The organism is uncultured Succiniclasticum sp. (genome assembly GCF_902793885.1).
In the GTDB taxonomy this organism is placed as follows: Bacteria; Bacillota; Negativicutes; order Acidaminococcales; family Acidaminococcaceae; genus Succiniclasticum.
Genome location: NZ_CADBFF010000016.1, coordinates 33,299 through 54,414 on the forward strand (window position 1 = coordinate 33,299; position 21,116 = coordinate 54,414).

General features: G+C 47.7%; 22 protein-coding genes. 3 read left to right on the forward strand and 19 right to left on the reverse strand.

What is annotated here, in order from left to right; all coding sequences use genetic code 11:
• Positions 1-95: 95 nt before the first annotated feature.
• The 15 genes from QZV31_RS08780 to QZV31_RS08850 form a co-directional block, all read right to left on the reverse strand.
• A complete protein-coding gene (locus QZV31_RS08780; RefSeq protein ID WP_093729488.1) occupies positions 96-1,586 on the reverse strand; it encodes an ATP-grasp domain-containing protein in 1,491 nt (496 codons plus the stop codon).
• Complete coding sequence (locus QZV31_RS08785; protein WP_295359698.1) at positions 1,583-3,337, reverse strand: MATE family efflux transporter; 1,755 nt, start codon at positions 3,335-3,337, stop codon at positions 1,583-1,585. Before QZV31_RS08785 ends, QZV31_RS08780 begins: the two co-directional genes overlap by 4 nt.
• A 143-nt stretch (positions 3,338-3,480) precedes the next feature.
• Positions 3,481-4,812 (reverse strand): serine hydrolase domain-containing protein, encoded by a 1,332-nt coding sequence (locus QZV31_RS08790; protein WP_295359700.1) that lies wholly within the window; start codon positions 4,810-4,812, stop codon positions 3,481-3,483.
• A 649-nt stretch (positions 4,813-5,461) separates the two neighbouring features.
• Positions 5,462-5,707, reverse strand: a complete 246-nt coding sequence (locus QZV31_RS08795) for a Nif11-like leader peptide family RiPP precursor (protein WP_093729485.1) — start codon at positions 5,705-5,707, stop codon at positions 5,462-5,464.
• Positions 5,708-5,739: 32 nt separating this feature from the next.
• On the reverse strand, positions 5,740-6,000 hold the full coding sequence (locus QZV31_RS08800; protein ID WP_093729484.1) for a DUF2624 family protein: 261 nt from the start codon (positions 5,998-6,000) through the stop codon (positions 5,740-5,742).
• Positions 6,001-6,368: 368 nt separating this feature from the next.
• Positions 6,369-6,635 (reverse strand): hypothetical protein, encoded by a 267-nt coding sequence (locus QZV31_RS08805; RefSeq protein ID WP_295359701.1) that lies wholly within the window; start codon positions 6,633-6,635, stop codon positions 6,369-6,371.
• A 45-nt stretch (positions 6,636-6,680) separates the two neighbouring features.
• Positions 6,681-6,896, reverse strand: a complete 216-nt coding sequence (locus tag QZV31_RS08810; RefSeq protein ID WP_295359703.1) for a hypothetical protein — start codon at positions 6,894-6,896, stop codon at positions 6,681-6,683.
• A 28-nt stretch (positions 6,897-6,924) separates the two neighbouring features.
• Positions 6,925-7,158, reverse strand: a complete 234-nt coding sequence (locus QZV31_RS08815; protein ID WP_295359705.1) for a Nif11-like leader peptide family RiPP precursor — start codon at positions 7,156-7,158, stop codon at positions 6,925-6,927.
• A 63-nt stretch (positions 7,159-7,221) separates the two neighbouring features.
• Entirely contained in the window at positions 7,222-7,476 is a 255-nt protein-coding gene (locus QZV31_RS08820) for a hypothetical protein (RefSeq protein WP_295359707.1), read from the reverse strand.
• 149 nt (positions 7,477-7,625) lie between these two features.
• Complete coding sequence (locus tag QZV31_RS08825) at positions 7,626-8,105, reverse strand: flavin reductase (RefSeq protein WP_093729479.1); 480 nt, start codon at positions 8,103-8,105, stop codon at positions 7,626-7,628.
• Positions 8,106-8,242: 137 nt separating this feature from the next.
• Complete coding sequence (locus QZV31_RS08830) at positions 8,243-8,479, reverse strand: hypothetical protein (protein ID WP_093729478.1); 237 nt, start codon at positions 8,477-8,479, stop codon at positions 8,243-8,245.
• A 134-nt stretch (positions 8,480-8,613) separates the two neighbouring features.
• Positions 8,614-8,997, reverse strand: a complete 384-nt coding sequence (locus tag QZV31_RS08835) for a helix-turn-helix transcriptional regulator (protein ID WP_093729477.1) — start codon at positions 8,995-8,997, stop codon at positions 8,614-8,616.
• Positions 8,998-9,385: 388 nt separating this feature from the next.
• Positions 9,386-10,477 (reverse strand): CapA family protein, encoded by a 1,092-nt coding sequence (locus QZV31_RS08840; protein WP_295359711.1) that lies wholly within the window; start codon positions 10,475-10,477, stop codon positions 9,386-9,388.
• Positions 10,478-10,479: 2 nt separating this feature from the next.
• Positions 10,480-11,868: a sodium:solute symporter family protein gene (locus tag QZV31_RS08845; RefSeq protein WP_295359713.1), complete on the reverse strand. Its 1,389-nt coding sequence runs from the start codon at positions 11,866-11,868 to the stop codon at positions 10,480-10,482.
• A gap of 118 nt (positions 11,869-11,986) precedes the next feature.
• Entirely contained in the window at positions 11,987-12,859 is an 873-nt protein-coding gene (locus QZV31_RS08850) for a hypothetical protein (protein WP_295359715.1), read from the reverse strand.
• Between the two features lie 257 nt (positions 12,860-13,116).
• Here QZV31_RS08850 and QZV31_RS08855 point away from each other — a divergent pair, with 257 nt between their 5' ends.
• From QZV31_RS08855 to QZV31_RS08865, 3 genes are all read left to right on the forward strand, one after another.
• Positions 13,117-14,151, forward strand: a complete 1,035-nt coding sequence (locus tag QZV31_RS08855) for a TAXI family TRAP transporter solute-binding subunit (RefSeq protein ID WP_176760393.1) — start codon at positions 13,117-13,119, stop codon at positions 14,149-14,151.
• Between the two features lie 78 nt (positions 14,152-14,229).
• On the forward strand, positions 14,230-14,733 hold the full coding sequence (locus QZV31_RS08860; protein WP_093729474.1) for a DUF1850 domain-containing protein: 504 nt from the start codon (positions 14,230-14,232) through the stop codon (positions 14,731-14,733).
• Positions 14,711-16,708 carry a TRAP transporter permease gene (locus tag QZV31_RS08865; RefSeq protein ID WP_295359718.1) on the forward strand — a complete coding sequence of 666 codons (1,998 nt, stop codon included), beginning with the start codon at positions 14,711-14,713 and terminating at the stop codon, positions 16,706-16,708. Before QZV31_RS08860 ends, QZV31_RS08865 begins: the two co-directional genes overlap by 23 nt.
• Before the next feature lie 103 nt (positions 16,709-16,811).
• Here QZV31_RS08865 and trpS read toward each other — a convergent pair whose 3' ends face one another.
• From trpS to QZV31_RS08885, 4 genes are all read right to left on the reverse strand, one after another.
• Positions 16,812-17,846: a tryptophan--tRNA ligase gene (trpS, locus tag QZV31_RS08870; protein WP_295359719.1), complete on the reverse strand. Its 1,035-nt coding sequence runs from the start codon at positions 17,844-17,846 to the stop codon at positions 16,812-16,814.
• A 118-nt stretch (positions 17,847-17,964) separates the two neighbouring features.
• On the reverse strand, positions 17,965-19,533 hold the full coding sequence (locus tag QZV31_RS08875) for a ShlB/FhaC/HecB family hemolysin secretion/activation protein (protein WP_295359721.1): 1,569 nt from the start codon (positions 19,531-19,533) through the stop codon (positions 17,965-17,967).
• 295 nt (positions 19,534-19,828) lie between these two features.
• On the reverse strand, positions 19,829-20,023 hold the full coding sequence (locus QZV31_RS08880) for a hypothetical protein (RefSeq protein ID WP_093729470.1): 195 nt from the start codon (positions 20,021-20,023) through the stop codon (positions 19,829-19,831).
• Positions 20,024-20,192: 169 nt separating this feature from the next.
• Positions 20,193-20,588: a secondary thiamine-phosphate synthase enzyme YjbQ gene (locus QZV31_RS08885; RefSeq protein WP_295359723.1), complete on the reverse strand. Its 396-nt coding sequence runs from the start codon at positions 20,586-20,588 to the stop codon at positions 20,193-20,195.
• Positions 20,589-21,116 lie beyond the last annotated feature (528 nt).

The window sequence follows — 21,116 nt, forward strand, 5'->3', positions numbered from 1 at the left end:
TAATTATATCATACTCATCGTTGCTAAGCAAAACAACGATTTTTCGGTTTAGGATTAAGCTAGCAGTTCGCTATTTGGCATCTTTGCTGATCCGGTCAAACCCCGCTTATATTTTTCAGTATATCCATAATCTCACGGTTATACGGATTGGCGTTTAGCAGTTTTTCGGGGACAATCGGATTTCCTTCGGAACCATTTTTATAGAATGAAATAATATCGGAAATCAGCGCTTCTGTATCACGCTTCAGAATATCCATGATTTCCGGCGTAAGCTCCGCGCTGTCTTCGGGTGGAATAAAAAGGGATGTGTTCGAATACAATAAGTCCGGATATTTTTCCTCTATGCGCATAAGAAGCGAAAACTCTCTTTTTGTCGTTTCCGGGTCATCGTGAACAAGGTATATACAGCCTGTCTCTGTTTCAAGATCGATGGTTTCAGGGATATGGTCTGTTTTCTCTGCGCTCTCCACCCAGCCATCGTAAAAACTTTCCATATTGCGAAGGATTGGAACAATGCCCGATGAAGTAATGGCTTTGTCTCTGTCGGAATAAAAATCCTTTACGTATCCTTTTCGCAGCGGGTGATACGGTTTTTGCAGAAAATCCCTGTGGAAATCGCTGTCAAGCATACAATCAAGAACTACGCCGGTTTCATGATATCCAAACACTTTGTCAAGAAATCCGGACGGAGTGCTTCCGCCCATCACGCGGCAGTTGGCTTCAACGAGAACGGGTCCTTTCTCATCGACGATATACTCGCCGTGTACGGGACCGTCCGTGATTCCAAGGGCCTGCACCGTCTGAAATGCATATGCAACAAGTTGCGCCTCTTTCCGACCGAGTTCCATGACCGCTTCCAAGCCTCTGTATATGATGCGACCCGAAGGGGTTTGCTTTTTAAGATTCCGGAACACAGATGTCAGAGCCGGTACGCCGTTCCGGCTGACTGTATTCACGACATACTCTTCGCCGTCCACATACTCCTGCAAGAGAAGCCGGTTTTCTGCTTCACCGAACATATTCTCGGCCGTCGCCTCCTGCCGGAACGCTGCCAACAGTTCCTCTTTGCTGCGAACCCGGTGAACACCGACAGAGGCAACGCCGTGATCATGCTTCAGGACAACGTCTACCATGCCCGTTTCTTCAAGGAAGGAAAGACAGTCTTCCCGGGAAGACACTTCCCGGCCTTGTATATACCGCAGCCCGGCTTCTTTCAGGGTCCGGTGCATGACGCTTTTCCGCGTCATCTTTGGGATATTCGAAACCGGGTTCCCGGTCATTCCCAAATCGTTTGCAAGGCGGGTACCTATGATAACGCCCTCCTCGCCTCCCACAAGCACAAGCAGGGGGTCAAGGGCTTGTACATCCCGCAACGTTGCTGCGTAATCGGGATTTTCTTTTATGAGCATAATCGGGTAATCTATCCTTGCATACTTGATTTTTCGTTCCTCGTCCATCAGCCTTCTGGCATATCCTTCGGGGATATACGATTCGAGTATGACCGGTTCATACCCTCTTTGCCTTATGTCTTCCAGGAAGTTGAAAGCGGTAGACATCGGTTCGGCGACCACAATCTTGTTTCTCATGTTTTGGGGGCTCCTATCGTAAGACTTACTGAATTCAAGCCGAAAATGTACTCATATTTTATTTTGAACAATCTGACTAACAGCAATTCATTCAGCGACAGCTCGCTGTCACCGATCCTGATGGGACAAAAGGGATCTCCCGAACTTCTGCATGTAAGGATATAATCGCTCCCGTTTGTACTGACAAGAAAATCGACGGCGGTATCGGCCCCGCACCAGTCAATGATGTATATGCCCATTTCCTCGACAGCAAGACACAGTTTACCGGCAATTTGCGGATCCAAAGAAGCGCCGGCAAGTTTTTCGCTTATCCACTGCCCGATTTCCGCCACGTTTTGCAAAGATGCTGCGGAATAACTGCAGAGAGTCTTCATCTGATACTCCTCATCCAAAAGCAGCACGGGCGAATATCTTCCGTTTGATTTTTTTACAATCCGGCGATTTATCACGGCGATAAGGCCCAGAATCAGAATCATGCTTACCGGAAACGAAGCAATCAGTCCGTACCCGCCGAACCAAAGAAACAGGACACCCCCCACAACGGGAATCGAAATCACTTTATCCAATACGCCGAGCGCTGTGGCATACAGGCTTCTGTCCAAAGTGTTGTAGATGTCCCGGAGCACAAGAAGAACACAGCGGAGAGGATAATATAGGACGTATATACGGATCAGTTCGCCAATCAGTTCCAGCACATGCGGATCATGAATGTTGAATACGGCAGCAACGTTGTGGTAAAACGCGGCAAAACCAATGGATAAAACAGAACAAACAAGCACGATCGTAAAGGTGACGCGCTTAGTCAGACTGCGAATCCCGTAATAGTCTCCTTCGCCCTTAAGCATAGCGGCAAACGATGCGTTATTGTCAACAATCCCCGTCAGCGCAATCGAGATAACGGAATCCAGCTGGGCAAACAGGGACATTGCCACCACACCGTTTAAGCCGAATGCCTGATTCATGAAATGATTGCAGAATACAGTTGTAATCAGGTAACCCGCCTGCACACTCCCGGAAGGCAGGCCTTTTTTCACGGTGTCCTTTACAATCTGCTGTGTTTTCTGCACCCGGCATAACGTTAAAGAGATTCTTCCGAAGCGCCAAATGAAGATCATGGCAACAACGACAACAATATACGAAACAAGCGTAGCCAATGCCGCGCCTTCACAGCCCATGCCGAATCCGCGAATAAAGACGACATCCAAAATAATATTCAATACATTTGCCGAGACGACAAGCCCCATGGAAAGGAACGGCTTTCCTACAACCGGAAGGAAATAGGTGACGTGCATCAGAAGGATGCCCACGGGAACAAAAAAACACAGAACGCGTGTATAGGCGTTAAATTGCGTCATCAATTCTTCGGGACAGCCGAAAAGCCCCCCAAGGACAGCATGAAAAACCGCCAGCAACGCAAACAGCAGTATCCCCAAAAGCAAAGACAAGACGGTCGATGCCGTAAAATACTGATCGGCCTGTTTCTTATCCTTCTGTCCCAAATATTCCGCAAACAAAAGCGATCCGCCGACTCCTGTCACTGTGTAGATCAATGAGACCGCAAAAACGACCGGCGTTGCGAGATTGATGATGGCGAAAGCATCCGAACTGAGCAAATGAGAAACGATCATGCTGTCCGCAAATTCGCTCAGGGAAACTCCCACTGCAGACAGCATCGCAGGAATCATAAAATGTATGTATTTTTTGTTCAGGACAAATCCCGTTCTTTTGTATTTTACATTGTCAGTATCCATAATCAATCCCCGGGAAACGTTTAAATTGCCGCATGGTAATCATTTTTACTATTATAACAAAACAGCCGCAGAAATAAAATCCACGGCTGTCGGAAAAAACGACTGTTATCCAAAGAGATCCTGCGTTGAAAGTCTCTCATCCGTTATTTATTAAACGTGTGTCGGCAAATGGCATCGCCTAATCTTTCTTCCCAGATGTAATTGTTACTGAATATGCCGGAGCTCCGTTCATCCTCATCTTCCTCCACGGCTTCACCGTTCATAATGTATAGGAACCCGTCTTTGGTATTGGGGCGCAGGCAGAGCATAGACAGCAAGCCGAAAGCTTCACCGGTATGCCCGACCAGGTCAATTTCCCTGTCCTTGCAAAAACGGGCTGTGCTGTTGCCGTCCATCTGATACAGCCCCAGGCCATAGGAAAGAATGGTTCCTCCGTAAGTCTTGCCGTTCTTTGCCGCCTTGTCATAGACCCATATCCTGCTCATCATTGCCTGAACCGATTTGGGAGACAAAACCCTCTTGCCCCGGTATGTGCCGTTTTCTGCCAGCATAGAAAGGACATGGGAAAGCTCTTCGCAGGAAATTCTAAGTCCACCCGCTGGGGAAAACACGGTTGCGTTGGTGCCGGGAACATAGCTCTTCAGGCTGTAGGTATCCTGATAATCCTCCTGATAGGGGTTCTGCAGGGCAATGGTATCTTTCTTGGGCTGTCCCTCCGGATATCCGTCCTGGGTAGCCCTCCATGGGCCGTTCTCGTCCCATTTCCCGGAAGCATCCTTTTTCTGGTAGACCGCGCCAAGTTTTGCAAACTCTTTCTTTCGGAAATTACCGGGCAAATAGTCCGCCTTGATATCAAGCTGGCGTAAGATGTGCTTCTTCTGATATTTGTCGAACCTCTCCCCTGTTATTTTCTCGATAATAGTGCCCAGAACACCGTAATTCAAATTGCAGTAGGCAAAATATTTGCCCGGTTCTTCGCCCTTCGGTGCAAAATGATCCCCATTCTCGTAAAACTTTCCCTCTGGCTTAAAGAACTCCTGTATGCTCACCTGCGGCGGTATGCTGTAGACCTTGCCGTCACGCAGGGATGAAGTATGGGAAGCCAGCATTCTCACCGTAATCGGCTTCTCCGGATAATTGGGATTTCTGAGGCGGAAGCCCAGATACTGACTTACGTCCGCATCTAAGTCCAGCTTGCCCTGCTCCTGCAGCTGCATAAGCGTAAAGACCGTAAACATCTTGGATACGGATGCCACCCGGAAACGGCTTTGTCTCGTAAAGGGACGATTATTCTGTGGATTTTTGCTGTCCACAATCGCCGACCCCAGGAAATCGCTGAACACTTCCTTGCCGTCCTTGTAGACAATCACACCCATGCCCGGTACCTTTGTACCGGTATCGCCTATCATTTGGGTAAGTTCCTCATGGAGTTTTTGCTTTTCCCCGTTGCCTGTGGCAAAACAGACATTTACCATAAGTAATAATGCTGCTGCCAATAAAAAAGAGAGTTTCCTTAACATGCTTTTACCCCCATATTTTTTAGTTTAACCTGCAGTCATTGCACGTCAGCAGAACTTTTCCTGCCGGCTTTTCCGTGTCTGGCGTGGAAGCATATGCCTGGTTTATCGCTACTATTCCAGATAAAACAATCGCTGCCACCAGTTTTTGGCATTTCATATTTATATCGCTCCCTCTCACTGGTCTGTAGTGCATAATCAGCTGCTTCATTTCATAATTTTATTTTTTTTAATATTAACACAATCTGTTCAATCTCTCAATACTCCTATTATAGCACTTAGTGTGTTTTATAAAGATTGTATCTTTGCCATGGATCGTATAAAATCTTTTCTTTGACCGATTATAATATGAGTTTCTTATACTGAAATCAAAAGGATGCTGAGCAATATTCGTTCAGCATCCTTTGTTTTTTTATGTCCTGATATTTATTCTATTTCGCAAATTTCCATTAATTGACAGTAGTATTAATGTGAATTGGGATTTGCCATTTGATGACATACCTCCGCAAATCAAAAATAAACATTATAACGACAGACTGCGTTATCAACGCCTATGATAACGCTCACTATTACATTCCGTATAACAACTCTGACACCCAAACGGTATTTACTGCCGTTTTTTGCAATGATAATGCTCACTATTACATTCCGTATAACAACCACCGCCGGCAACTTTAGTTAATGCTTCGCTGTCCAGCTCAAAATCAGACAGCTCCGTTAAATACGCCTCGGCCTCGTCCTTCGTCAACTCGTAGCCCATGGCCTTCGCCGTCGCCATTAACTCCTCGGCGGTTTTGCAAGCCATTGCTTTTTGAATCAGTTCTTTTGTTAATTCATTTTTGTTAATTGACATTTTAACACCTCTTCCATCTAAAAACCTCTTTATCATGCACCAGCTATGCCGCCGCCCCTCTCACAACGTTGGCCAGCCCCCAAGCCAGCACTGTAGCACAAACCACCCGCTACCTGTTTCAGCGCATCACTGTCAAGTTCCACATCTTCCATCTCCACCATGTACGCCTCGGCTTCCTCTTTCGTCAGCTCTACGCCTATGGTTTTTGCCAGCTCCATCAGTTCCTCGGCAGTCTCGCAGGACATTGCTTTGGCAATCTGTTCTTTTGTCAGTTCATTTTTGTTAATCGACATAATAAAGTCCTCCTTAATATTAAATATTTTAATTACATCATGCTCATTATTGTAAAGAAAAACGGGAATTTAGTTTAACTTAATGACATTCACTTTTTATTATATATACAAGACAGATTCATTAAAATTGACACTGTTGGAAATTATTTTTTTAATTATATCATACTCATCTTTACTGAGCAAAACTGCAATTTTCCTTACAAAAAAACAGCCGCGAAAGTTCGTTAAACTTCCACGACTGTCGAATAGGTTACTGTGCAAAATTGAGATTTACCATACTATAGTCCTTTTAACGGCTGGGGCAACGGCCAGGGCATTGCCCTGGACTACTAAAACCAATGAATTCGTAAAACTGTATGAACTGGGAATCAATTCAATGATTGAACTCCACAATGGAAAGACAGTATTCGCTCTTGCGATGCATCAGCTACTGAACAAATGCCTCCAGCCACCTGTTGTAAGGCCGTATCGTCCAGCTTCACATCATCCATTTCAGCCAAATACGCTTCGGCTTCTTCTTTCGTCAATTCGATACCCTCAGATTTTGCCAGTTCCATCAATTCTTCGACAGTTTCACAGGCCATAGCCTTTTGAATCTGTTCTTTCGTCAGTTCATTCATGTTGATTTTTCCCATTGTAAAATACCTCCGTTTTTTTAAACACCAACACCCTGTCTTCCTTTAATAAGCAGTATAGCATGTGCCACCACCCGCCACATTTTTCAGTGCATCGCTGTCCAGTTCCACATCCGATAATTCTATCAGATACGCTTCGGCTTCCTCTTTTGTCAATTCGATGCCTTCAGTTTTTGCCAACACCATAAGTTCCTCGGCAGTCTCGCAGGACATTGCTTTCGCAATCTGTTCCTTTGTCAACTCGTTTTTATTAATTGGCATTATAATATCCTCCTTCAATAAATTTTTATTACTTTGAAGTTTCCCTAAAGTAGGTATCCCATAACAAAGTACCACCAGCGACCTTTTGCAAAGTTTCTTTATCTAACTCATAATCTTCCAATTCTTTCAGATACGCTTCTGCATCTTCTTCCGTAACTTCATAACCGCCAGCTTTTGCTAACGCAATCAATTCATCAGCAGTTTCACACTGCATAGCTTTAGCAAGCATTTCTTTTGTAAGTTCGTTTTTGTTAATCGGCATAATAGAATCCTCCCATACCATTTTTATAACACAATTATTTCATCATAATCCCTGTCTATGCCATCATATGTTTTTGACTACATTAGGAACCTCTTTAATTATTGTATTTACAGTCTCATATATACCGCCACCAGCAACCTTCTGTAAAACATCTGAATCCAATTCAAAATCTTCCAATTCAGCCAAATACGCTTCGGCCTCTTCTTTAGTCAATTCAATACCTTCAGAATTAGCTAACGCAATCAACTCATCGGCTGTTTCGCACTGCATAGCTTTTGCAATCATTTCGTTTGTGATTTGCTTTTCGTTAATCGGCATAGAAAAATCCTCCTTAACTGTTAATATTATAATGCTTTTTATTATATATACAAGACAGCTTCATCAAAATTGACACTGTTGGAAATTATTTTTTTTAATTATATCATACTCATCGTTGCTGAGCAAAACTGGAATTTACCGCAATAAAATCAGTGCGTTATAATCTCCACCACTTCACCAATAAACATGCGATGCGGCTCTTCTTCCGTATAGAATCTTTCTACTGCATCCTCCGGCATATTTTCCCGTACCATATCCTGCCAATATATCTTCCGGCAAATAAAGGTTACCTCTGCTTCCTCATAAGTTACGACCTGACCTATTGGTTTAGCGGTTAAGCCGGACACCTCATCCTTATTTATATCCCTGCCGGATTTGGTTCCCATGACAGCCATCGCCTTCTTACATTCTTCCGGGTAAAAGCTGACGGTGAAATAGTCATTCTCGTTCATAAAACCATACGTGTAACGGCAGGGCTTCACATATACCGTCACCACCGGTTTGCTCCAAAGCGTCCCCATACCGCCCCAGCTAATGGTCATGGTGTTATGTTTTTCTTTCGTGCCTGCGCAAAGCAGTGCCCATTTCTTATCGAACTGCGCAAAAATATCTGTAGTAAACTGTGCCATAATAATACTCCTCCGTAAAATAAGATTGATCCGATTACCTTATATCATTTTTTCTTATCCATTTTACAAAATTATTATATCAAAAAAAGAGGTAGCCTTACCAGCCACCTCTTGCTAAATTATTTATTTGCCTGAAACTATACGTTCAGTTCAACGGCCACAATTACGAACTTGACCGCGTATTCTTCGACAAGGTACGGTACCATATCTTCTCCTTCACGCAGGGCTATCAGTTCCTTGCAACGGGCGATTGCTTTGGCCTTGTCGCTGTTCAGTTCATTGATATAGGCCTCCGCATCAGCAACTTTTTGAAAAGCACAGTCAATAAGAGTTTCGCCAATATTATATTCACAATTGACAACAAAAATCATCATAAAATACCACGTCCTCACTTCCTACATGCATAAGCCGTCCCGAAGTTTTGCTGCGGCTTTTGCAATCTTGTCACAGCGGGTGATCCATACAACGGTATGACATTATCCATAAACTTTTTAACCGTACCGTCTTACTACATACGGATATCACCATCTGAGACAAAAATCTCAATTAAAGGCTTGATTACGGAAATCACACGATTCAGATCCTTTACGCTGAGACTGTCCAGCTTCCTGATCATTACTTCCAGTTGCGGCTTTCCCTTAGAAATAGTGCAAGTTACTGTATTTTCCTGCAAGTTCTGGGCCGGTGCTACGCTATTTAATCCCATCAATTCAGCCGGCGTCGTATTTAACGCATCCGCAAAAGCGGAAAGCTTAGCCTGTGGGATATCATTTACGCCTGACTCAATTTTTGCAATGGTAGATGTGGATTTATAGCCCAGTTTTTGCGCCAGTTCTTGCTGTGTCATTTTTAACGCGATACGTCTTGACCTGATACTTTCATATAACTCCATCAGAAAAGCCTCGATTCTTGTAAAAGTTGTTCGTTACTCCATTATCGCCGTAAGGCGTATTACTTCATTTACCAATACATACGCATTTCACGTTAATGTTTCAACCTGTTTTGCACATTTTAATCGTTATCATTAACGCGTTTTAGGATCAATAGGAAAACCACCTCCTTTCACTTGACACAAGCAAAATTTTAGTAGCTTGCTTCAGAAAAAGAAAGTGGTTTTTACGTTAAATTGTGAAGAAAAGTTCATAAACTAAGATAAAAATAATGTGGTTTTAAGAAGGTAAGTCGTTTTTACATTTTTTTGTGAAAAAGATGTAAACTATTATCCAGTTTAAACCCACCAAAACTATATGATATGTTGATACGGGTAGTGTTTGTAAACCCTACTCCCTGTACTCAAATCCGCTGCTGTTCCGTAAAATCTTCTGCAGCACCCGTTCCTTTTCCGCGCCTTCCAGCACCACCGGCTGGTAGTTGTTGCAGTAGCTTACGCCGGAAACGGAAACCGGGATGATGGAAATGTTGTCGTCCGGCTGCAGTTCGTGGTTCACAAAGGTAAAGGTCTGCTGGAAGATCATGCTGTCCTTGTCCTCCGGGTCGGTGTTGCCGCCGAAGCAGAAGTTGCCCATGGAGTACAGGATATATTTTCCTTTATATTTTTCAATCCCCTGCAGCACGTGGGGATGGCTGCCCAGCACCAGGTCCACGCCCTGGTCCACCAGATAATGGGCCATGTTGATCTGTGCGTAGTTCTGCGCGTATTCATATTCTGTGCCCCAGTGCATGGAGGCAATGATTAGGTCGCAGTTCTGGCTCTTCAGGTAGGCCAGCGCGTTGTCAATTTCGTGATAATACTGGCAGCCGTAATCCAGCAGGGAAAAGAAACCGATTTTGACCCCGCGGACTTCCTGCACCCGATAGGCGCCGTGGCCGAAGTGCAGGATGCCGGCGCTGTCCAGGGCCGCCAGGGTATCCTGATACCCTGTTTCGCCGAAGTCGTAGGTGTGGTTGTTGCCCAGGCTGACCGCTTCCACACAGCCCTGCGTCAGTACGTTCTTATAGGATTCCGGAGCCGAAAAATTAAAGGTCTTCTCCATTTTTACCGGATGGGTGGTTAAGGCGGATTCCAGGTTGGCGATGGTAAGGTCGTCTTCCCGGAACACCTCCCGTACCTTGGCCAGATAATAGCCGTAATCGCCGCCGTTGTTTTCCAGATAGGTGTCGAAACGGTTTCCCCGGGGGAACCGGTCATCCCAGCCGATGGTGCAGTCGCCCACGGCGGAAATTTTGACAGAGTGACGAATCAGTTTCGGCGCAGCCGGTTTGGCCGGTTCCGCAGCCGCCGCGACGTTCTCCCGGGAATGGGCCGTTTGCTTTTCAACCACTTTGCCGTATGCGGTATGCATCGTTTCACATTCCACAGACAAAAACAGAAGCAGCGCAAAAATCGTACGAAGAAAGATTGCCAATCGCATGCTTACAGCTCCTTTCCTTTATTCTTTCCCAGCAGTCCCGGCAGCAACAGCAGAAAGCTCACTGCGACCGCCAGGAACATGGGTTTCACCGGCGTCTTCAGGAAGGTGGCGAGAATCGCCACCACCGTGCTGCATACCATGGAAAGCGCCACCCATCGGCCGCTGACGCATCCGGGCCGGAACACGGCCAGGGTGAGAGGCAGAAAGATGCCGCCGCCCCGGAGTCCCATGGATAGATAGTTCCAGAATAAAATCTGCGTATCCCGGAAAATGATGGAAAAGACGCAGCCGATGATCATGATCAGGACGCAGCTGCAACGATTCAGCTTCAGCAGGGTGCTGTCGTTTTTAATCTGGAACAGGGGCGCCACTATGTCTTTGGATATGATGGTACCGATGCCCAGGGACTGGCCCCCGATGGAGCTGATGAGGGAAATGATGATGCCGCCCATGGCCATGCCGCCGATGAGGGCCGGCTGATGGTGCAGCAGATAGGTCGGCAACACGAGCAGCGGCTGCACGCCCGGTTCCGCCACATGCATATACATGCCGATCATGGCGCAGGGCAGGCCTACCGGGATGGCTACCAAAGCGGCGGCAAAGGCGCCGTAAGCTGCTGTCTGGGGGTCTGTGGCGGAAAACAACGCCTGGATGTAGGTCTGGGTACAGATGATCCCCACAAACACGGACAACAGATTCGCCGCTGCATTACCGGTACCGTTCCCCAACAGACTGAACCAGGGGAAGTCCGTCAGCGCCGCACTGATGGCCGGGTCCGTATGGATGGCCCAGAACGCCGTGCCGCCTGCCACGAACAGGCTGGCAAACAGGATGAGCATCTTCAGGATGCCGCCTACCCCGGCGCTCTTCATACCGCCGAAAAACACGTAACTGGCTACCAGCAGCATTAAAATCAATGCCGCCGTCCAGACGGAAACGTCAAACACGGCGCAGATGATGCCGATACCCGGCAGGCAGCTGGACACTACGCTGAAGAATATCCCGATGGTGGTGACCCAGCTGGCGATGGAACCGGCGGTCTTCCCGTAATTCAACACCAAATATTGGGAAATGGTCTCCAGCCCTGTTTTGCGCAGGGGACGGGCATATAAAAAGCCCATGACAATAAAGGTAATGCCGCTGGACAGGGTGAACCACCAGGCGGAAAGGCCTACGGTGGAAGCCATCTGGGCCGTGCCTACGGTGGCCCCGCCCCCGATGACGGTACCGGCGATGCTGCCTGCTACCAGTGGAAAACTGGCGCTGCGCCCGCCCAGGCTGTAGCCTTCCGCGCTTTTTACCGCCCGGGCAACATAGATACCGCCAAAAATCACGACCGCAATGGTCAGAAGCATAATAACTAAATGAAGAAATGTAATATCTAAGGACAACGAAAAGGCCTCCAAACTATGCTAAGAGTAAACGCAATGATAAGATTATGAATTGGAAAGCAGCCGGTCCCGGCGCACCGATGCGAACCTTGCGGCCGGATGCAGCCACGGGACGGTCCTACCCTTTTTTCCCATCTGCTTTCTTGTATTCAAACGGTTTGTCCGCAAAATCAGTCACATCCATGATGGAATGGGGCTCGCTGAACAGATACCGTTCCTTTACCCGGAACACCCGGCCGTCTTCCAGCAGCAGGTCCGTATACAGCCACTTGCTGGTGCGCAGCCGTGTAAACACGCTGCCGGCGGGAAGTGTTTCTTCTTTCCCTTCCGCTGCGTCTGCGTTGGCAAAAATCAGGACCCGCGCGTCTTTCGTGGTCACCAGCTTTTCTTTCCGGTACGCTGCGGTACAGTAACGGTACCCCTCCGGATCTTCATTAGGCGTTGGCTTGCCAAGCTTACCTACATGGTAGCGAAGCTCTGCCGCCGCAGGGCCCAGCACGTTGATGCCGATCCGGACCGGCAGGTTACTCGGATCTTTCGGCTCCTCGTAAAAATGCAGCATGGCATTATCGGCTCCCCTCACACTGTTGGTGTCGGAAAGCTCGATGAAATTCAGGTCGCCTACCCGGTCCCCGTAAATATACAGATAATCTTTTCCGTTGGAATGGATCAGATACGGGACCCTCTCTTTGGCCCGCAGCATACGGGCTTCCCTGTCTATTTTATTCCAGATTAAGTGAGAGGTACCGTTGTCAAAAACCAGATCGTTTTTTAACGTAAGGGAAAAGGGAAACCGGTCCTTGCCTCGTACAATGGTGTACTTCTGGTTTGCTTTCAGTTTCACCACAAACTCTTCCGGCTGGGACGCGTAATCAAATACGATGGGCTTGTCCTGGGCGCAGCCGAAACTACCAAACAGGAACAGCGACAGCATACATACAGAGAGCAATCGGACCGAACGGGCCGAACTTTTCTTCCGGTTAGTTTTCATCACCTTGCCTCCAGAAACACAATGAAATCGTTTATATTATAACACGAAACCTTACAATTAAAAAAATACATAAAAAAATCATTTTCGGTTTAACACAATACGCTGCAAGTATGATATAATATGTAAGGTAATATGCTGGAAAAAGCATTGTAAGGAAATGCGGATGCAACGCGTCCGGCCGGGCGCCGGCGACGTAAGCTGTTTTTCCTGAATCAAACAAAAATCACAGTTATGTGAAAAGGGGGAAGAAAATTATGATGAAAAAAGTTGTAAGCGCGGCTATGATCGCAGCTTTGGCCCTGAGTGTGGCAGCCTGCGGCGGCGGAGACAAAAAGAAAGACGCCCCGAAAGACGGCGCGAAACCGGCTGCTACCGCAACGGCTAAAGTAGACCGCAGCAAAGAGTTTATCACGGTGCTGACCGGTCCTACCAGCGGTATTTACTTCCCGATCGGCGGCGCGTTCTCCAAGGTTGTGGGTGAAATGGGCTACAAGACCAGCGCTACGGCTACCGGCGCTACCGGTGAAAACATCAACGCCATCCTGACGGGCAAAGGCGAACTGGCCATTGCCATGTCCGACTCCGTAATCCAGGCTGTAGAAGGCTTCGGCGCTTATGAAGGCAAACCGAAAGCCACCGACCTGCGCGCTATGATGGGCCTGTGGCCGAACGTGGTGCAGATCGTAACCACCACTGACTCCGGCATCAAATCCTTCAAAGACATTAAAGGCAAGAGAGTCGGTGTAGGCGCTCCCAACTCCGGTGTAGAACTGAACGCCCGCATGATCTTCGAAGCTAACGGCATGACCTACAAAGACGCCAAGGTTGACTACCTGTCCTACGGCGAAGCCATCGACCAGATGAAGAACGGCCAGTGCGACGTTGCCTTCGTAACCTCCGGTCTGGGCAATGCCACCATTAAAGAACTGGGCACCACCAAAAAGATCGTATTCGTTCCGGTAGAAGGCGAAGCGCTGAAGAACCTGACCAAAAAATATCCGTTCTATGTAGAATGGAAGATTCCGAAAGCTACCTACGGCACGGATGCCGACACCACCACCGCTGCTGTTATGAACATCATGCTGGTTTCCAAGAAGCTGCCGGACGCTGTTGTATATGACCTGCTGGACGGTTTCTACTCTGAAAAGGGCCTGGCTACCATCGGCGCTTCCCATGCAACCGCAAAACGGGAGATTAAACTGGATACCGCGCTGCGCGGCCTGAAAGGCACTTCCGTACAGCTCCATCCGGGCGCGGAAAAATTCTACAAAGACAAAGGCATCCTGAAATAAGCATTCTTACATGGCAATGCTGAGGTCGCCACAAGCATAGCTGCTATTTCCGACCTGTAATGCACAGAGAGAATTATAATGAAGAAAAAATACCTGAAGCTGTTTGCCGTATTTTTTCTTGTTCTCGCTTCTTTGTTTGTGTTCAATGAATATTCGGCGCAAACGGTGCTCCGGATTTATGATTATCAGACCAAAGAGATTTATGTTGAAGTACCAGCCAAAGAGGGCGACAAGCTTTTCTTTGGCTGGATTCATTCATGGGAGAAAATCCCCTGGCACGAATATTACCATATCGATGCCAGCCACGATCTGATTTTGGACACCATTGCTTTCCCCGCTTTCGGGGCAGGCATTCCCGAGAACAAGGGAACCAAGGTCTGGATCAAGGACGGCATGATCTATATGGGTAATATCAACCAGGTATTTCACGAGTTTACCTGGATCAATTCACACTTTGCCACCCGCGACATCAAGCTGAACGGTCAGCTCATCGCCCGGGGGGCAACCCTTCCCGAGCATACACGTGTCAATCTGGCAATCGTGAAAAGGAGGTATTTTGATGGAAGAGAAAAACATCAATAATACTGGAAACGAAAATTCTGCAACTGAACATGAGTTTTTAGACAAGAAGACCCAGCAGGAACTGGAAGCCAAGTCACAGGAGATTGTAAAAAAACTGGACAAGGAATCCGCCACCCGGAAGTTTACGGGTAAGATGGCAAAATTTTTCTACATCCTTTGTCTTCTGGTTTCCGGATATCATCTGTACACCGCGTCCTTTGGACCGCCGGTCACCCTGGTACACCGTTCCCTGCATGTGGCAATGATCACTGCTATGGGCTTTTTGATGTATCCCTGTTTCAAGAGCTCCGACCATTCCAAACCTTCCATTATCGACTGGATCCTGGCCCTGCTCTGTTTTACCATCCCCTTCTACATCTGGCATGATTATCTGGGCGTGGTGGAACGGGCCGGCAACCCCAACCAGACCGACCTGATCATGGCCACGTTGCTGGTGGTGCTGGTACTGGAATGTTCCCGCCGGGTCACAGGCAATGCGCTGACGATTTTGTCTCTGGTCTTTATCGTATACGGGCTCTTCGGCCGCGAGTTCCCCGGCATGTTCATGCACCGGGGGTACGACTGGCCTTCCCTGTCCAACCATTTCTTTGCCAACACGGAAGGTATCTACGGTACGTCCGTAAGCGTAGCCGCCAGCTACATCTTCCTGTTCATTCTGTTCGGCACGGTTATGCACAAGTGCGGCATGGGGCAGTTCTTTAACGATATCGCCCTGGCCCTGGCCGGACACACCAAAGGCGGCCCTGCAAAAGTTGCGGTTATCGCCTCCGGGTTCTTAGGCTCTATCAACGGTTCCGCCGTAGCCAACGTAGTAACCACCGGTGCCTTCACGATTCCCCTGATGAAAAAAACCGGCTACTCCAAAGAGTTCGCCGGCGCAGTGGAAGCTTCCGCTTCTGTAGGCGGACAGCTGCTGCCCCCCATCATGGGCGCTGCAGCTTTCATTATGGCGGAAATGATCAGCGTCCCCTACTCCAACATCATCACCTGGGCGGCCATCCCTGCGCTGCTGTACTATTTAAGTATCATCATCCAGGTACACCTGCGGGCCTGTAAGGACGGCCTCACCGGTCTTCCCAAGGATAAACTGCCTAAGACCGGCGAAGTAATGTCCAAGCGCAGCCATCTGCTGATCCCCGTTTTCTTCTTACTGTATATGCTGTTCTTCTCCGGCACTACGGTCATTTTCTCCGCCGTGCTGACCATTGTGGTGACGATTCTGATTTCCTTCATCCGGAAAGAGACCCGGATGTCCTTCAAGGATCTGCTGGACGCGCTGGCAGACGGAGCCAAGCAGACTGTATCGGTAGCCGTTGCCTGCGCCTGTGTCGGCATCATTATCGGCGTATGTTCCAAGACCGGGTTCGGCCTGACCATGGCCAACACAATCATTTCCCTTGGCAAAACCAGCATCCTCTTTACGCTGGTATTCACCATGATCACCTGTATGATCCTGGGCATGGGCCTTCCCTCGATTCCGGCTTATATCATTACGGCGACCATCGCGGCGCCGGCTCTGGCGAAGCTGAACATCCCCGCCGGTGCGGCCCACATGTTTTCCTTCTATTATGCCATGTTCGCCAACCTGACCCCGCCGGTTGCGCTGGCATCTTTCGCAGCGGCCGGTCTTTCGGGAGGCAACCCCATGATGACGGGTGTGGCTTCGGTGAAACTGGCCATTGCCGGCTTTATCGTACCTTTCATGTTCGTGTACTCGCCTCAGCTGATGCTGATTAACACCACCCTGGTGGAAGGCCTGCTGACAGCGGGCACGGCCTGCGTAGGCGTGTTCCTGATCGGTACTGCGGTAGAAGGCTACATCTTCACCTTCATGCCTGCCTGGCTCCGGGTGATTGCGGCTGCGGGCGCACTGCTGCTGATGAAACCCGGTTTTGAAACCGATATCATCGGTATTGCGGTGCTCGCGTTGGTACTGTTCCTGCAGAAAAAACGGCAGAAAGCAGAACAAAAATAATCAGGTTATATGAAAAAAGAACAGCCGGTTCAGGCTGTTCTTTTTTATATTCGCTTTTTATAATCTTCAATTGTATCTATCGACCCGGTTTTTACCGTTACGGTTATTGGAACGGATTTGCCAGGAGCCCTACTTTTTTCTTAACCTTCGTCAAGGTACGGTTGGAAATGCGCTGAGCCGTTTCCGCACCGGCTTTATATGTTTCTTCCAGATAAGCTTTGTCGTTCATGAGGCGGGCAAAGTTTTCCCGTACCGGACGCAGTTCTTCGGAGACCGCTTCCCCTACCGCCAGTTTGAAATCGCCGTAGCCTTTGCCGGTGAATTCGTCTTCAATCTGTTCATACGTTTTGCCTGTCACCACAGAGTAAATGGTCATCAGGTTGTTGATGCCGTCCTTGCCTTCTTTGAACATAACCTTGGCTTCGCTGTCCGTAACGGCGCTGCGGAATTTGCGGATGATGGTGTCGTGGTCGTCCAGAATGGAAATAAAAGCTTTCGGATTGGTGTCCGACTTGGACATTTTCTTCGTGGGCTCCTGCAGGGACATAATCTTGGCCCCCTCCGGCGGCAGATAGGCTTCCGGAATCTTGAAAGTATTTCCATACAGGTTGTTGAAGCGCTGCGCCACGTTGCGGGTAAACTCCAGATGCTGGGTCTGGTCGGCCCCCACCGGCACATAGTCTGCCTGATACAGCAGAATATCCGCTGCCATCAGGGAGGGATAAGTGAACAGGCCTGCATTGATGTTGTCTGCGTGTTTGGCGGACTTGTCTTTGAACTGGGTCATGCGTGACAATTCCCCGAACAGAGAGTTGCAGGCTAAAATCCAGCCCAGTTCCGCATGGTTGTGCACGTGGCTTTGAATGAACAGCAGGCTCTTTTGCGGGTCGATGCCACAGGCCAGCAGCAGCGCAAACGCTTCCAGGCTTTGCCTGCGCAACTTGGCCGCTTCCTGACGCACGGTCAGCGAGTGCAGGTCTGCAATAAAGTAAGCGCACTGATAGTCTTCCTGCAGTTGCTGCCAGTTACGCACTGCACCGATATAGTTTCCTAAAGTAAAAGTACCGGTAGGCTGGATGCCGCTGAGGATACTTTTTTTCTTTTCCGGTTTCTGAACTTCCTGATTTAATTCTGTCAAAACTAACACTCCTTATGATGAATTTACTGGAAAATGATACGGAGCCTTCCCTGTACAAACAGGAAAAAACAAACTCCCGCTAACATTGCTGACTTCAAAAGCTCTTTCGTGAAGTATATCAGAAAAAGACGCCGCCCTGGATCCAGAAATGCCCGTTGCTGTGATTGGGATCGGATTCCGGTTTTTCCGAGCCTAACTTCCATGCGTAATCGGCCCGCACCCACCAGGCATCTTTTTTCGACCACAGCAGACCTAAGCCGATATCCTGCAGATGACGGTTGTTCTTCCCCTCATTCACAGGGTCTTTAAAAATCTTCATGCCGCCGTGTTCCAGGTAGGTCAGCAGCTGCAGCTTCTGTTCTTTTGCCTGCAACGGCAGGTCCCATTGCAATTCCGCCCGGGTAAAGTAGGCGTTATCCCCTGCCACTTCGCTGATGGGATAGGCTTTTACCCCGGTAATACCGGTGATACCCATACGTCCCGATGTATCCATGTTGCGGCTGGCCAGCTGTCCTCTGGCAAAAAGTTGCAGGGCCAGACGTTTATTCATTTTCTGGTGACGTAAAAACACAGCCGTTACTTTGGAAAAGGCCCCTTCGCAGTTTGTACCGTCAAAGAATGTATGGGTAAGCGGGCTGTCAAAACTTACATTGCCGTATGTATAGGCCAGTGTCCAGGTGGTCATACCGTGCTTGTCCAGATTCTTTTCCGACAGGGAAAGGGTGGCGGAGTTGACGTGCTTGTCATTCCAGGTTGTGTAAAGACCACCGGCAAGAGGATGCCAAATATTTGGATTTCTAAATTCATCTTTTAAATCCAGATACTCATAATCCAGTCCCACTTTCAGGTCATGGGTCTGGGAACGGTGAATGGGGTATTCCAGACCGATGGTATAGGTTTTTGCAGCTCCATGAGGTCTTAACCACTTAAATTCCGATCCCTGAGAATACCGCAGATGACTGTATCCTATGTGCATGGACAAACCGTTCTTCCCCACAGGACGGCGATACATAATGGTACCGTTAGTGTATTTGTGCCCTGTGGTCTCAAGATGAGTAAATAGACTGTCCCCTTCGTGGGTCAAATTACGGAAATCGTAATTTAACATCTCTTCCCCGTAACCCAGATAGCGGTTGCCGTAGTTATCTATCGAGAAATCACCCTGAGGGCTGTTATCCGGGTATACAGTCACGTGAAGCACTGCCATTCCCGGCGCGCTGCCCTTTTCGGATACCACATCGGCAATCACACCGGACAGGTCGGTGACAAGACCGGCCGCCCGCTGCACATCTTTTGCCGAAATGGGTTTTCCTTTTTTCAGAAAGGCCAGTTGCCGCAGGATTGCTCCTTCATGGATGCTTGTTTTATTATGAATGACGATGTCTTCCAGACGCCCCAGGGCATGGATTTCAAATAATAAAATCTGCGGTCCCTTTACCCTTACGGCCTTCCGCGCCATACTGGAACGGATGCTGCCTGCTGTAGGAGCTCCTTTCGATACTACATCCCCAAGTGGATGTACATGTGGGCCAGGTGGAATAAATGGCGGTCCTCCCGCTCCCGGGCCTCCGGGTCCTCCCGGTGGTCCTGCCGGTGCAGCCATAACCGCGGATGCTTGCAACAAACCGGCACACAATGTTGCTGTGACGGCCATGCTTACTAACCGTTTTCCCTGTTCTGACAACATATTCATCTCCTAAACCATCACTAAATCATGTATGAATCGCGGCAACACATGCCTGCATTTGATTCTAATATTATATAATAAACCAGTAATGCTTGACAATAAGCATTACAAAAAAATCAATATAGTAGTCTGCTTCGTTTTCGGAGTATCGTATTATAATAATCCGAAATGTAATCGAATGTTAAGAAACAAAAAAAGATCCCCTACATTTTTGAAAAATCATGTAGGGGCTATATTTTTGTCGGAAAAAACTCTTATACATTATTCCATGCTTTTTCTTTACTGAAATCCCGGGTTATTCTCTTACTTCCGTTTTCACGATTTCAGCTTTACAAGCGGCAGCGCCCTCCTGATATTTCCCTGTAGGCAAAAAATCATGGACATAGGCTTCTGCCCCATGCCTTGTAGCAAATGCGGTGACTACAGGTAACAGCCTTCCGGTTGAATCATAAATTTTGACTAAATAAACGTAATCCATTTTTTCGGCCATGTGCAGATCTCCTTTTTACGCCACGATTTATCAGTGTAAGACGTTTACATGAAGCTAACAGGTCTGTTCCAAACTTTTCCGGGTCATATGATTAGGCAACGGTCCGGCACCGCTTGCCGCCGGGGAAGTACTACATCTTTAAATTCCATGTTCGTACACTCCTGTCCTTTCATTGCAGTATTTTTATATAAACCTTCCGATGCCTCGGGCCGTCATATTCACAGAAATAGATTCCCTGCCAGGTTCCCAGTACAAGCCGTCCGTTGTCTATGATGATCTGCTCGGAGAATCCAATCATGCTGGATTTCAGATGAGCCGCCGAGTTCCCTTCCATGTGAAGGTAACCATCTTCCCAGGGTACGATTTTGTTAATTTCCTTTGTAAAATCCTTAACCACATCGGGATCCGCATTTTCATTGATGGTGACCGCCGCGGTCGTATGAGGGACAAACACCGTACAGATCCCGTCCTTCACACCGCTGTCAGATACAGCTTTCTGTATCAGTCGGGTGATATCCTGCATTTCGGTATGTTGCTTAGTGATTACATCCAGTTTGATAAGCATTTTGTTCCTCACTCCTCTCAACCGTATATCTTTCAAATATCCCGCCACGCATCGTTTTAACTCGCCCGCATGTATGAAAGAAGATATCCGACTAGTAGCAACACTGCTACGGACACCAGCGTGATAAACATAGATATCATCAGTGCGGTTTTTAATTTATTTGTCGGTCCCCTGTCATTTCCCCAGTTCAACTTGTTTCTCCCTTACCTGTTGGATTCTTGCGTATCGTACCGCAATACCCGGAACATTTTTGTTCATCCTTTTTCATTTTTTCTTTTATAAGATTATTATACCAAATTAAGGGGTGACCATGCCAGCAATCTTCCCAGATAAAAATAAGTAGTTCGATATCAACAGACAACGTAAAATCATCCGATTTGATTTATGTTGACAACTACTCGCCTAATATTTTAAAATTTAGTTTAAAATAAACTAAAATAATAGTATCATCAGATTACTAATTTTTTCTCTGTAATTAGAAACCCATGCAAGTTCCTCCAACTGCAATCAAGAACAGTACAATTTATA

What these genes read in the sequence shown, in the direction of transcription:
- QZV31_RS08780 (WP_093729488.1), bottom strand. Translation starts at nt 1,586, where the DNA reads ATGAGAAACAAGATTGTGGTCGCCGAACCGATGTCTACCGCTTTCAAC.
- QZV31_RS08785 (WP_295359698.1), bottom strand. Translation starts at nt 3,337, where the DNA reads ATGGATACTGACAATGTAAAATACAAAAGAACGGGATTTGTCCTGAAC.
- QZV31_RS08790 (WP_295359700.1), bottom strand. Translation starts at nt 4,812, where the DNA reads ATGGTAAATGTCTGTTTTGCCACAGGCAACGGGGAAAAGCAAAAACTC.
- QZV31_RS08795 (WP_093729485.1), bottom strand. Translation starts at nt 5,707, where the DNA reads ATGTCAATTAACAAAAATGAATTAACAAAAGAACTGATTCAAAAAGCA.
- QZV31_RS08800 (WP_093729484.1), bottom strand. Translation starts at nt 6,000, where the DNA reads ATGTCGATTAACAAAAATGAACTGACAAAAGAACAGATTGCCAAAGCA.
- QZV31_RS08805 (WP_295359701.1), bottom strand. Translation starts at nt 6,635, where the DNA reads ATGGGAAAAATCAACATGAATGAACTGACGAAAGAACAGATTCAAAAG.
- QZV31_RS08810 (WP_295359703.1), bottom strand. Translation starts at nt 6,896, where the DNA reads ATGCCAATTAATAAAAACGAGTTGACAAAGGAACAGATTGCGAAAGCA.
- QZV31_RS08815 (WP_295359705.1), bottom strand. Translation starts at nt 7,158, where the DNA reads ATGCCGATTAACAAAAACGAACTTACAAAAGAAATGCTTGCTAAAGCT.
- QZV31_RS08820 (WP_295359707.1), bottom strand. Translation starts at nt 7,476, where the DNA reads ATGCCGATTAACGAAAAGCAAATCACAAACGAAATGATTGCAAAAGCT.
- QZV31_RS08825 (WP_093729479.1), bottom strand. Translation starts at nt 8,105, where the DNA reads ATGGCACAGTTTACTACAGATATTTTTGCGCAGTTCGATAAGAAATGG.
- QZV31_RS08830 (WP_093729478.1), bottom strand. Translation starts at nt 8,479, where the DNA reads ATGATGATTTTTGTTGTCAATTGTGAATATAATATTGGCGAAACTCTT.
- QZV31_RS08835 (WP_093729477.1), bottom strand. Translation starts at nt 8,997, where the DNA reads ATGGAGTTATATGAAAGTATCAGGTCAAGACGTATCGCGTTAAAAATG.
- QZV31_RS08840 (WP_295359711.1), bottom strand. Translation starts at nt 10,477, where the DNA reads ATGCGATTGGCAATCTTTCTTCGTACGATTTTTGCGCTGCTTCTGTTT.
- QZV31_RS08850 (WP_295359715.1), bottom strand. Translation starts at nt 12,859, where the DNA reads ATGAAAACTAACCGGAAGAAAAGTTCGGCCCGTTCGGTCCGATTGCTC.
- QZV31_RS08855 (WP_176760393.1), top strand. Translation starts at nt 13,117, where the DNA reads ATGAAAAAAGTTGTAAGCGCGGCTATGATCGCAGCTTTGGCCCTGAGT.
- QZV31_RS08860 (WP_093729474.1), top strand. Translation starts at nt 14,230, where the DNA reads ATGAAGAAAAAATACCTGAAGCTGTTTGCCGTATTTTTTCTTGTTCTC.
- QZV31_RS08865 (WP_295359718.1), top strand. Translation starts at nt 14,711, where the DNA reads ATGGAAGAGAAAAACATCAATAATACTGGAAACGAAAATTCTGCAACT.
- QZV31_RS08875 (WP_295359721.1), bottom strand. Translation starts at nt 19,533, where the DNA reads ATGTTGTCAGAACAGGGAAAACGGTTAGTAAGCATGGCCGTCACAGCA.
- QZV31_RS08880 (WP_093729470.1), bottom strand. Translation starts at nt 20,023, where the DNA reads ATGGCCGAAAAAATGGATTACGTTTATTTAGTCAAAATTTATGATTCA.
- QZV31_RS08885 (WP_295359723.1), bottom strand. Translation starts at nt 20,588, where the DNA reads ATGCTTATCAAACTGGATGTAATCACTAAGCAACATACCGAAATGCAG.